12 protein-coding genes are annotated in these 11,585 nt (G+C 37.6%); 1 reads left to right on the top strand and 11 read right to left on the bottom strand.

Annotated features, from left to right (window positions below):
- Positions 1–215: 215 nt before the first annotated feature.
- Positions 216–626, top strand: a complete 411-nt coding sequence (locus tag QHH19_04750) for a hypothetical protein (protein ID MDH7517633.1) — start codon at positions 216–218, stop codon at positions 624–626.
- Between the two features lie 33 nt (positions 627–659).
- Here the strand turns inward: QHH19_04750 and QHH19_04745 are convergent, their stop codons facing one another.
- The 11 genes from QHH19_04745 to infB are packed head-to-tail and all read right to left on the bottom strand — an operon-like array spanning position 660 to position 11,454.
- On the bottom strand, positions 660–815 hold the full coding sequence (locus QHH19_04745) for a hypothetical protein (protein ID MDH7517632.1): 156 nt from the start codon (positions 813–815) through the stop codon (positions 660–662).
- Positions 806–1,462, bottom strand: coding sequence for a V-type ATP synthase subunit D (locus QHH19_04740; protein ID MDH7517631.1), 657 nt, complete (start codon positions 1,460–1,462; stop codon positions 806–808). Before QHH19_04740 ends, QHH19_04745 begins: the two co-directional genes overlap by 10 nt.
- A 2-nt stretch (positions 1,463–1,464) precedes the next feature.
- Positions 1,465–2,859, bottom strand: coding sequence for a V-type ATP synthase subunit B (locus tag QHH19_04735; GenBank protein ID MDH7517630.1), 1,395 nt, complete (start codon positions 2,857–2,859; stop codon positions 1,465–1,467).
- The gene (locus tag QHH19_04730) at positions 2,856–4,634 is read right to left on the bottom strand and encodes an ATP synthase subunit A (GenBank protein MDH7517629.1); all 1,779 of its coding nucleotides are present in this window, start codon (positions 4,632–4,634) and stop codon (positions 2,856–2,858) included. Before QHH19_04730 ends, QHH19_04735 begins: the two co-directional genes overlap by 4 nt.
- Before the next feature lie 19 nt (positions 4,635–4,653).
- Entirely contained in the window at positions 4,654–4,974 is a 321-nt protein-coding gene (locus tag QHH19_04725; GenBank protein MDH7517628.1) for a V-type ATP synthase subunit F, read from the bottom strand.
- The gene (locus tag QHH19_04720; GenBank protein MDH7517627.1) at positions 4,974–6,095 is read right to left on the bottom strand and encodes a V-type ATPase subunit; all 1,122 of its coding nucleotides are present in this window, start codon (positions 6,093–6,095) and stop codon (positions 4,974–4,976) included. The genes QHH19_04725 and QHH19_04720 overlap by 1 nt, the downstream gene beginning before the upstream one ends.
- Positions 6,096–6,118: 23 nt before the next feature.
- Positions 6,119–6,679, bottom strand: coding sequence for a V-type ATP synthase subunit E (locus QHH19_04715; GenBank protein MDH7517626.1), 561 nt, complete (start codon positions 6,677–6,679; stop codon positions 6,119–6,121).
- Between the two features lie 19 nt (positions 6,680–6,698).
- A complete protein-coding gene (locus QHH19_04710; protein ID MDH7517625.1) occupies positions 6,699–7,277 on the bottom strand; it encodes a hypothetical protein in 579 nt (192 codons plus the stop codon).
- A 29-nt stretch (positions 7,278–7,306) separates the two neighbouring features.
- Entirely contained in the window at positions 7,307–9,307 is a 2,001-nt protein-coding gene (locus tag QHH19_04705; GenBank protein MDH7517624.1) for a V-type ATP synthase subunit I, read from the bottom strand.
- Positions 9,308–9,328: 21 nt separating this feature from the next.
- A complete protein-coding gene (locus tag QHH19_04700) occupies positions 9,329–9,637 on the bottom strand; it encodes a V-type ATPase subunit subunit G family protein (GenBank protein MDH7517623.1) in 309 nt (102 codons plus the stop codon).
- Between the two features lie 56 nt (positions 9,638–9,693).
- Positions 9,694–11,454 carry a translation initiation factor IF-2 gene (infB, locus tag QHH19_04695; GenBank protein ID MDH7517622.1) on the bottom strand — a complete coding sequence of 587 codons (1,761 nt, stop codon included), beginning with the start codon at positions 11,452–11,454 and terminating at the stop codon, positions 9,694–9,696.
- Positions 11,455–11,585: the final 131 nt, after the last annotated feature.

Genomic DNA, 11,585 nt, shown 5'->3' with positions numbered 1-11,585 from the left:
CTCATCCCATCTTCCCAAAAAAATCAATGAAGTTATAGGTTAAAAATATTTACGATTGTACTTTCCGAAGTACTGTTACACCTAACGGTTATTTGGAATACAATATAATGAATTTCTTTATCTTATGCATATGGAGAAACCACCCAGAAATGTTTATAAACACGCAACTATTTTGCCAGTCCAACTAAAATAAAGAGGAGGAGAAAAAAAAAGTTATGGCAGAAAAAGATATGATAGGTAAGCTAGCAATATATGCATTTATCGCTGGAATAGTCATAGCAATAATATTTGGTCTATTCCATGCATGGACAATAGGACAAGGGGAAACCCCATTTTTTGAAACTGACAATGGTGGTTGGGTCGCATGGTTGCTAGCAGTAATAGGCGTTATAGTTGGAGTATTAGCATTCATGGGAAAAGGCACTATAACCGCCAAGGAAGTACCAGCATTCTTATTGGCAGGAATAGCACTGCTAGTTATGTATGGTACCTTTGAAAATATAACAATAAAACCCGCTATAGGAACTCTATTGAAAAGCATCTCGTTGCCATTGGCAATATTCATTGTACCAGCTGTTGGTATACTAGCAATAAAAGCCATATGGGATATTGGAAAAGAAGTCTAAATCTTCTATCCTAAATTTTTCTTTTTTTATCTTTTATTTTAGTAAAAACCAGACTAACATAAAGGATATGCCGATTATAGCAAAAATTATCCACAGGATATAAGCTATTTTCAGTCTAACTATCCATTTTGCTTTTTTTTCAGGTGTATCAAAAAACCTTCCAATTACAGGGTCTTCTTCTATTGACATATACTCTCTTTTTTGTTTTCCATAATAGCCTTTATTCTTTTTCTCCTAAAGAAATCCTCTCTCTCCCGTTCATCAAGCTTCATCTCTATGTATTTTATTGTAGCCAGTAGCTGTGGTATAAGGTTGTTTTCTAACACGTTTACTCTCCTCTTGGTTTTTTCTATCTCCACAGACAAAGATTTTATACAACCCTCTACTTCAGCTAGTTCTAATAGTTTTATCATTAGTTTGTTGAATTTCTGGTAGGCATCATCTAGAGAACCACAGGTTTCAAAAAAACCATAAGGTGGCATCATGGATGGTTGTTTGATTTGTGTGTTGATTTTTGGTACTTTCACACCCATTATGTTATCCTTATCAATGGTTACATCACCTATATTTTGTGTTAGAGACGATAAATCCTCTACTTTTTTTTCACCTAGTACCATCTGCGCCTGTATCAATGAGGTAAATGCATCGTGGAAATCTTCATCAAGGTTTTTTTTCAAAATGTTTCTTTTTTCTATCACATCAAAGAATCTTTCTACGAGCGTATCTCTTTTTTCTTCTAATAGTTTATGTCCTTTTTCAGCTAAAACAAGTTTTTTCTTTATTTCAAGTAGTTCCATCCTTGTGGGGTTGACACCCTCTAGTATCTGTTCTACCATATTCACTCTTTTTCTTCAGTTTTCAGGAAATATTTTTTTATGTATTCTTCCCGTATCTTTTTAAGCTCAGGTGCTGTTAGTTTTGCTAGCAGCTTCCAGGCTATGTCTAGTGTTTGTTCAATGCTCCTATCCTCATGATTTCCTTGTGAAACAAAAGTTGCTTCGAATTCGTCTGCGAAATGCAGAAACTTTTTATCGCGCTCAGAGAGGGCATCCTCTCCGACTATCGCTACAAGATCCCTAAGGTCGCAGCCTTCTGCGTATGCTGCATATAACTGGTTGGCAACATCAGCATGGTCTTCCCTTGTTCTGTCTTTGCCTATTCCTCTATCCATTAGACGCGATAGACATGGCAGCACAGATATGGGTGGATAAATATTTTTTTTGTGAAGCCCTCGGTCTAAAACAATCTGACCCTCTGTTATGTACCCTGTTAGATCAGGTATAGGGTGGGTGATATCATCATCAGGCATTGTAAGCATAGGTATCTGTGTAATTGAACCTTTTTTTCCTTTGATCCTCCCAGCTCTTTCATATATCGTCGCAAGATCAGTGTACATATAACCAGGATACCCCCTTCGACCTGGTACCTCTTCTCTTGCTGCCGCTATTTCCCTTAACGCCTCAGCATAGTTTGTCATATCTGTGAGGATAACTAGAACCTGCATGTCTAAATCAAAAGCTAGGTATTCAGCGCACGTAAGAGCCATACGAGGTAGGATGATTCTTTCAATTGTGGGGTCATCAGCCAAGTTAAGGAACATAACTGTTCTCTCTAACGCCCCTGTGTCCTCAAAATCCTTTATGAAAAGGTTCGCCTCCTCAGCTGTTATACCCATAGCGCAGAAGACAACAGCGAATTTTTCTTCTTTGCCTAGTACTTTTGCTTGTCTAGCTATCTGTGCAGCAAGCTCGTTATGCGGCAGACCGTTGCCAGAGAAAATAGGTAGTTTCTGGCCGCGAACCAACGTGTTCAAACCATCGATTGTAGAGATACCAGTCTGGATGAACTCCCTAGGGTATTCTCTTGAATACGGGTTGATTGGTTTACCGTTTATGTCACGTCTATCCTCGGGAATAATTGGTGGCGCGTTATCCAATGGGTTGCCTTTGCCATCAAATATCCTACCGATTATATCCTTTGATACACCCAGTTTCATTGTTTCACCAATGAAACGAGCTGAAGTGTTTTTTGTATCAAGTCCTCTAGTGCCTTCGAAGACTTGTACTATGGCCTTGTTTTCAAAAACTTCAAGCACCTGACCTGTTCTTTCTTCACCAGATGACGTCCTAATTTTTACGATCTCGTTATAAGCAACGTCTTTAACACCTTCAACAACCATCAAGGGCCCAGCAACCTCTGAGACTGTTGTGTACTCTACATCCTTGTTACTCATTTCGTCTGCCTCCTCACAAGGGAGTCTATTTCTTCGTCAAGATCCTGCTCAATTTTTTTGAATTTTTTCTCGAACTCTTCGTTTGGAATCTTGCTGATACGAGCGAGCATTTCAACACATGAAAGAGATATAATGTCCTCAACTCGAACATTTTTTTCTACGGCATCTAGTATTTTATCTGAGAATCTGAGCATAAGCTTTAGCATACCATATTGTTTTTTGATAGGGCAATATGTGTCAACCTCATGGAACGCACTCTGCTGTAGATAGTTCTCACGGATCATCTTAGCACTCTCCAATAAAACGCGTTCTTTCGCTGGTAAAGCATCTGGTCCAACTAGTTTAACAATCTCCTGAAGCTCTGATTCCTTCTGCAGGAGAGCCATAGCCTTGTTGATCAATGAAAGCCAGTCTTCACCGACATCCTTAGCCCACCATCTACCAACCTCATCAAGATAAAGAGAATATGATTTAAGCCAGTTAATAGATGGGAAATGTCTCCTATCAGCTAGGTCTGCATCAAGCGCCCAGAAAACCTTCACTATACGCAAAGTGTTCTGCGCAACCGGCTCAGAAAAATCACCACCAGGTGGAGAAACAGCACCCATAACAGAAACAGATCCTTCTCTTTTATCAGAGCAAAGTAGTCTAACACGACCACCCCGCTCATAAAACTCAGCTAGACGCGACGCCAAATAAGCAGGGTAACCTTCCTCACCAGGCATCTCCTCAAGTCGACCAGATATCTCCCTCATAGCCTCAGCCCAACGGGAGGTACTATCAGCCATAAGAGCAACATCATAGCCCATGTCACGATAATACTCAGCAATAGTTATACCAGTATAGACACTAGCATCCCTAGCAGCAACAGGCATATTCGAAGTGTTAGCGATAAGAACAGTACGATTTATCAATGCCTCACCAGTAGCTGGGTCCTTAAGCTCAGGAAACTCTCTAAGAACATCTGTCATCTCGTTACCACGTTCACCACAACCAACATAAACAATTATTTTTGCGTCACTCCATTTAGCTAGCTGATGAAGCATAACTGTTTTACCTGTACCAAAACCACCGGGTATGGCAGCTGTACCACCCTTTGCTATAGGGAAAAACGTATCGATCACACGTTGACCTGTAACCAAAGGAAGAGTGGGATCATATTTTTCAACAAAAGGCCTTGGTTTACGAACAGGCCACCTCTGTATCATAGTTAATTTAACAACCTTACCATCGTTTGTCTTAAGTGTAGTAACCTCCTCATCAACTGTGTACTCCCCCTTGTTTGCAACTGAATCAACCACACCATCTAATCCTAGGGGAACCATGATTTTATGCATAATATACCTAGTTTCAGGTACCTCACCGAGTATATCCCCCTCTTTTACTTTATCACCAGGTTTTACTTTCGGTGTGAACAACCATTTCTTTTTCCTATCAAGAGCATGTGCCTCTACACCACGTGAAATAAAATCACCGGTACGACTACGAATCGCTGGTAGCGGACGTTGTATACCATCATATATACTAGCGATGAGACCAGGGCCAAGCTCCAGGGACAAAGGCTCCTGAGTAGAAACAACTTTTTCACCTGGTTTCAAACCAGTGGTATCCTCATAAACCTGCACAGTTGCGTTATCCTCATTTAAACGAATTATTTCACCAATCAGGTTTTCTTCACCAACGCGGACAACATCATACATTTTTGATCCACGCATGTTATCCGCTTCGATAACAGGTCCTGATATCCTCGTTATTTTACCAACAATTTGAGACATATACATGCTCCTCCAAATATCACATATTCTTTTTACTCAAGTCTATACCAACCGCTCTTTTTATCAAATAGGAGATGAAATCAACATGACCCTCAGGATGCCCTTTTTTATCTGGGATTTCTATTATGATTGGTAGGTCATGTTTAAGCCTAAAATCTTTTAATTGTTTACCTATTTGCTGAGCTATTTTTTCTGTAATAAACAACACACCAATGTCACCACGCTTGGTTATTTCATCAAAAACCAACAAACTATCTTTTTCTGGTACAAAACACTCATGCATACCAGCAAGCCGTAGACCAATGGCTGTGTCATTGTCACAGATTGCCGCAATTTTCATCAAACAGCCTCCACTGTCAACAAGTTTTTAGTGAAACCAGATGGTAGGTTTTCAGCCAAACCTTTTGCAATTATTTTAAGATTTTTAATCTCAAATTCTTTTGAAACAATAAATCTAAGCGTCGGACCAATATGTGTATAGTTCTGAACCGACAATTCCTTCATGGTTTTTAAAAAATAACCATCCAGAGTGTTTTCTAAAAGTTGAACTGATTTCTCTTTGTTGTACACCTCAATTGAATCTTTCAAGGAATCATAATATGATGTACCCTCTAAATGCAGTATAACCTGCGAAACATTTTCAGCCTCAGCCAACTCTTTGAATTTCCATGTCGCTATCTCCTGACCCGCCCCAAGGAACAATTTAGAACAAGTTGTTTCATCGTAGCCAATGTGTTTTGCCCTAAGAATATTTTTAATATTTTGTATGTCTAACATGATGTTTACAAAACGCTGTTTCGTCTCCTCACATTTACGAGGAACTTTCACTTGTTTAAACCTGTTTATAACATGTTTATCCAGAAGCGTATCAAGAGTTAAAAAATCTATATCAACATTTGATACTACCTCCAGTATATCTTTTTCAAAACCGTATTTTTTTAGTACACCAGGGATATCTTTTTTTTCAGCGTACTGTAGTTTCTGAAGTAATTCCCTAGTTTTTGGGAGAACAGCATCTTCTAAAACATTTGTCTCAGTTTTTTTACCCTCTATTTTTCTTTTTAACTCATTTTTTATTAAGTAAATATCCAATTTTTCAAGATAAACATCATAAAAATCACTCATTTTTTTGGAGCTATCCCTGCGCATCATCTCTATGGTTTTAACCAGGTTTTCATCTAATGAGTGTTGCATCTCAAAAGCATTTTCTCCTGATACCTTGTAATCTCTGAGTGTGTTTAAAGAGTCTTTTAGTGTTGTAAGGTTTTTACTGTCTAAAAGACGATTTAGTTCTTTTTCTTTTACAAACGGGTTTCCTATAGCCTCAAATTTCGCGTTTGGGTATATGAATTTGATTGGGGTAGACAAGTAACGAGAGATTGTGAATATGGCTACAGCTATTATTGCTATTATGATAACCCAGAAAGGGTAGTTGTATGGGTCTATTAGCCATTCAAACAAATTTATAATCCCCCTGTTTTTTTTTATGAGAAAAGCAGCTTCCCCACTTTTACCCTTATTTTGTCTTTTTCTCTTTTTAATATCCCGTCGAAGGTGTTGTCTAAAGTTATTTTTCCATCATTTGATTTCAAGATCACTCCACCGGTTGATTCTATGTTTCCTATTACCTTCAACCCCATGTTTTCTGCGATTTTTTTGTCAGCATCCTTTGATATAATTACGTTGCATTGCCCACCGATTTTTTTGCATCCCTCTGATATAAGCCTGTGGACTATCCTATTGTATTCATCTTCTTTTAGTGCCAATAGTTTTTGTTGTGCCTTCGTAAAGCAGTCTTCGATTATTTTTTCTTTTGTGTTCATGATGTCTCTTTTTGTTTCTTGATGAGCCTTTGATATCATTATTTTTTTTGTGTTTTCGATTTGTTTTTTTCCATCTGATATTATTTTCTCTGCTTCCAACTGGGCTTCTTTTTTAGCAGTATTTATTATTGTAGTAGCTTGTTTTTTTGCTTCTGTTTGTATCTGTTTTATTTCTTTTTCTGAATCCTTGATTATTTGTTGTATGATTTTTTCTGCTGACATAAAATTCCACAAAATGTTTTTATCCTAGAAGCCCTAGACCAGTCATTAGTAGAATGCCTGCTAGTAAACCAAATATTGCTATGGTTTCTGTCATGACTGTGAATATTATTCCTCTTGCTGTCACATCTGGGTTTCTGCCAACAGCGCTAATCGATGATGAGGCTACCATACCCTGGTTTATAGCTGATATTCCTGTTAGTCCTACTATTAACCCTATCCATACTGATCCCATGCCTTGAAGCATTGTTGCCTTTGGAGTACCACCTAGTAGTCCTACTCCCATCATGAGCAATATGGCTGTTAGCAAACCATAGACTGCCTGTGTCATAGGTAAAACCTGTAAAACCAGTAGTTTCCCAAATAAATCAGGTTTTTCAGCTGTCACTGCGACTGCGGACGAACCTGAAAAAGCTAGTCCTGTCGCAGCTGATATACCAGCTATACTTATGGCTAATGCGCACCCTAAAATAACAAGGGGCACATGTTCAGCTTTTGCCTCATTTTCTTCTTGGGCGCTAGCTATACCTGCAGATAAACATACTAGTGTTACCACAAACAAAAGCGCCATCATTGTTCCTGTTTTTTTCTTTTTCATCATATATTATTTTCCTCCATACATCAAATTTTTTATTTTATGTTTTCATTTTTAAGTCTCGTATATCTTCTATATGTTTTAAATGGGGAGTAGGCTCTTCCACCCCCCTCATAAAACCTGTTGAAAAACTCAACATATTGAAGTCTTAGAGAGTGAACACCTGCTCCAAGGGTATTAAGCCCAAGGTTCACAGTATGAGCGATTATTAACACTATTGGCATCAGGATTAAACCAACTATTGGGATTATCTGCGGCAAAATCTCTGCTACTGTGTTAAACGCAAGCGCCATCCCACTGGTTGCAAGACCTAGGGCAAGTAAACGCGCATATGAAAGCCAGTCACCTATGTACCCTGTCACCCTAAAGAAACCCAGTGGCCCCTCTTTTATAAACAACAATATGAAACCGGTTAACGTTAAAACAGCAGCTGTATAAATCAAAACATTGGATATATCCCACCCAAGAATATAATATCCAATTAACAACCCGCCACCAATTTGTAACGGAATCCAACAAAGATTTTTTGTTAACATGTTTTTAAATTCCCTTCGTTTATATGATTGGTAAATAGCAAGCAGAACACCAACGTTGAGTTGAATCAAACCAAGTATAAGAGCAACAGTTAGAATTGAAATCGGATCACGTAACGGTTCAATAGGAAACCTTACTCCAAAAACAGTAAAACTATACAGTGGTTCACTTGGTTTATCAAAGAAAAACCTTGGTATAAAATCCCCGAAGAAACTATATGTCAAAAACCCAAAGATAGTAGTTGTTATACCAAGGAGTAAACCCATTATCGACCATTCTTTAATAAAACTACTATATTTACCAAATCTTAGAAGACCAAATATAGACAAGATTATTAGTATCATCCCATAGCCTGCGTCACCAAGCATGATACCAAAGAATATCATGAAAAAAACAGCAAGTATTACCGTTGGATTCAACTCATTGTATTTAGGTGTAGAAAACAAATCAACAAAAGTTTTGAAAGGTTTCGCCCAAAAAGGAACCTCGATATATGTTGGTGGATTATCAGGGTTAACAGATGGCGCCTCAGAGCTATACAACAGAAGATCCTTTGAAACATGTTTTACCAGTTTTTTTAGTTCCTCTTCCTTTTTTTCAAGAACCCAGCCTCTTATCACATAGGTTTTCTGTGTTTTAGCAAAATTCTTAGAAACCTCTTTTTTAACTCTCTCAAGCTGTATTTCTTCACGTAAAACTAGAAGATCATCAAACTGTTTCTCAGATATCTTCTGAAGATGAGATGCGATCCTGATTCGCTCTTTTTCTAGTTTAATCATCTCCTTTTTAAGAGAGTTCAAAACATCATCTGGTGAACCCTTTAGATGTCTCAAGTCAAACTCAACTAATTTATCCCTACATATCCTCTCAACACTGTCTTTCTCAGAGATATACGCAGCTATAACAGCTACCCATTCAGGTTTTTTCTTAGTACCAACCCACTTGGAATGTAAAACTGTTCTATCATTTTTCTTCAACTCAGTTTTAATAGAAATAATATCAGATGTTTTACCAGCCTTGATTATTATATAAGAGGATTCACCTATGTCTGATAAATCAAAATCAAAGTTTGTTAAATGTTTAACTATCTGGAAATCCTGATTAATCCTCTGTTTTTGTTCATTTATCTTTTCTAGTATTTGCTCATTCTCGATCGTGTTTTTTTCGATTTCACCAAGTAAATCTTCAGCCTCTGAGAATAGTTCTTTGAGGTTTTTCTCCTTAACAATTTTTATTTTAGGTAACTGAGGATGCAATACAGCTTTTAACCCGCTTGGTTGTTTCCTTGATTTTTTAAGGATGTCTATAACCCTAGATAACCTAAGCTCATATGTCGCACATACACCTGCCTCAGGGTGCACAGAGGCTTGTTCTAAATCATTTAATGCACCATCTGTTTTTTCTCTTGAGACATCAATGATCTCCATTAAACCGGTTTCATGAAGGTTTTTTACAACATCCTCGATATAGTTTTGATGCACTACCAGTGTAACCTTTTTCATCGGAGCTGGAAATAATATGATTTATTCCCCCTTCTCTACCTCTTTTAAGATTAACTCAACAGCCTCCTCAATTTTTTTGTTTGCTGTTTCCCTGAGACGCTCTATTTCTTCCTTGGCATTGTTTTTTATTTTTTCTATATCCTTTTTTACAGACTGCTCTGCTTTGTTATAAGCTTCTTTTGATTTTTTTTGTGCTGTTTGTATTATCTTTTGTTTTATTTTTTCTGCATCCTTTTTTGCTTTTTCTATTATTTTTTCTGCATCCTTTTTTGCTTTTTCTATAGACTGCAAAGCCTTTTTTTCAGCTTCTTTAATCTCTCTTATAGACATCTCTTTTCCGCTACCCTGTATAATAAATACGTTTATTAGGGTTTTTTATAGAATTTTTACATACCCCAGAACTTGTTTGTTTTACGTTTGATATCTATTATCTTGTTTAAAACATCTTTCTCATCAGGGTTAAGTATATCCATCTGACGTAGCTTCTTGACATCGCTCTCAGGGATATCTGTGTAAAGGATGTCACCACCCTTGATTTGTCTACCAATTGTCACATCCTCTATTGATATCGCGACTTCTTGGCCCTGTAAAGCTTCTTCTAACGACTTATTCTCTGATTGTATACCTTTTATCTTACCTATTGAACGCCCATCCTCCCTCATAAGTTTTACATCTGTTTTTATTCTACCCGCTAAAACCCTCACACCAAAAATAGCTGGGTGGCTAACCCTGAAAATATATTCAGGCAAAAACTTTATCATACCTGGATGCGTGAACTCCTGTCTTCTCTCCCGCTCTATCTCTGCCTTCTTTTTTTGAACCCATTCATCATATTTCTCAAGTATAGTATAGATTACATCCTCGTTGAAAATTGTTACATCAGTGTTTACAAGTTCTTCTCTTGCCTCAGGTAGTATCTTTATGTTAAAAGCAAAAATAACCTTATCAAGTGGGTCTGATGCTGCATTCGCTTCTACAACATCTCTCTTTGATACATTTCCTATCTCTGCTTTTCTAATACGTATACCTTTTTCCCTAGACTCTTTTATCAATGCCTCCAGTGATCCTATTGTATCAGCCATTATCACAATACCCTGTTCATCTAGCTCGAAATCTATTTTTGTCTGATTTTTTATCTCATCTACGATTTCTTGTAAATTATCTTTCACTACTCTTATGGGTGCACCTGGGATAACATTCTCTAGGTTAGGCGAAGAAATCTTTATACCACATGCTGCGTGCACCTCTTTTACACTATCAAAACGCTCCCTAGGATCACGTATTTCATCAAGCGGTTTGGGTTTAAGAAGAGCCTTTATCGTTGTTACAACTGGTTCACCTTTTGTGCCAACAACGATTTTGTCATCATTTTTTATCACCCCATTATAGATGATGGTATCAATTGTTGTACCAAGACCAACTTCTTCTTTTACCTCAAGAACGCTACCTTTTCCTGGGCCACTTTCTATCTGAAGCCTGTCTTCTAAAAATCGCTGTGCTAACCCAACGAGAACCATCAGAAGCTCTGATACACCCTCGCCAGTCTTTGCTGACACAGGTATGATAGCAATGGTTTTTCTAAAATCAGCTATGTTAAAATAAAGATCAGAGCTGAGACTGTTTTCAGAAAGCGTACCAATAATATCATAGATTTTTTCTTCAAATATAGTTTTAGTATGAGGACGCTGTTTCTCTATGCGCGTTTTACTAGCCTCTCTGCTTGTCTGCCAACCAGAGATAGCATCGATTTTGTTAGCAGCTATAACAAAAGGTGTCTTGTATTGTCTTAGTATATTTACTGATTCATAGGTCTGTGGTTTAAAACCCTCATTTACATCAACAACTAATACAGCTAAATCAGCTAGTGAACCACCCCTAGTACGAAGTGTTGTAAAAGCATGATGACCAGGTGTGTCAATAAACAGTAAACCTGAGAGAGTAAACTTTTTCCCCTTAAGTAGATCCCCGCAGATTTTTTGAATCGCATCAATTGGTACCTCCGTTGCTCCTATATGCTGGGTTATAGCCCCTGCTTCACGTGCCGCAACAGTAGTACCCCTGATGTAATCTAGGAGTGATGTTTTACCGTGATCAACATGACCTAGAACACTGACAATGGGTTGTCTAACATACTTAGAAGCAGTCATTCTGTTCACCGTCGGGTTCGTTAATATAATCTATTATTTAACATTTTTTGAGCAAACAGTACTTCGGAAAGTACAATCGTAAATATTTTTAACCTATAACTTCATTGATTTTTTTGGGAAGATGGGATGAG

The sequence above is a fragment of the Candidatus Thermoplasmatota archaeon genome, assembly GCA_029907305.1.
GTDB lineage: Archaea > Thermoplasmatota > E2 > DHVEG-1 > DHVEG-1 > JARYMC01.
This window is presented reverse-complemented; position numbering and strand designations above follow the sequence as displayed.

Excerpts from the sequence above, each read along its gene's own strand:
- QHH19_04750 (MDH7517633.1), top strand. The coding sequence starts at position 216 with ATGGCAGAAAAAGATATGATAGGTAAGCTAGCAATATATGCATTTATC.
- QHH19_04745 (MDH7517632.1), bottom strand. The coding sequence starts at position 815 with ATGTCAATAGAAGAAGACCCTGTAATTGGAAGGTTTTTTGATACACCT.
- QHH19_04740 (MDH7517631.1), bottom strand. The coding sequence starts at position 1,462 with ATGGTAGAACAGATACTAGAGGGTGTCAACCCCACAAGGATGGAACTA.
- QHH19_04735 (MDH7517630.1), bottom strand. The coding sequence starts at position 2,859 with ATGAGTAACAAGGATGTAGAGTACACAACAGTCTCAGAGGTTGCTGGG.
- QHH19_04730 (MDH7517629.1), bottom strand. The coding sequence starts at position 4,634 with ATGTCTCAAATTGTTGGTAAAATAACGAGGATATCAGGACCTGTTATC.
- QHH19_04725 (MDH7517628.1), bottom strand. The coding sequence starts at position 4,974 with ATGAAAATTGCGGCAATCTGTGACAATGACACAGCCATTGGTCTACGG.
- QHH19_04715 (MDH7517626.1), bottom strand. The coding sequence starts at position 6,679 with ATGTCAGCAGAAAAAATCATACAACAAATAATCAAGGATTCAGAAAAA.
- QHH19_04710 (MDH7517625.1), bottom strand. The coding sequence starts at position 7,277 with ATGATGAAAAAGAAAAAAACAGGAACAATGATGGCGCTTTTGTTTGTG.
- QHH19_04705 (MDH7517624.1), bottom strand. The coding sequence starts at position 9,307 with ATGAAAAAGGTTACACTGGTAGTGCATCAAAACTATATCGAGGATGTT.
- QHH19_04700 (MDH7517623.1), bottom strand. The coding sequence starts at position 9,637 with ATGTCTATAAGAGAGATTAAAGAAGCTGAAAAAAAGGCTTTGCAGTCT.
- infB (MDH7517622.1), bottom strand. The coding sequence starts at position 11,454 with ATGACTGCTTCTAAGTATGTTAGACAACCCATTGTCAGTGTTCTAGGT.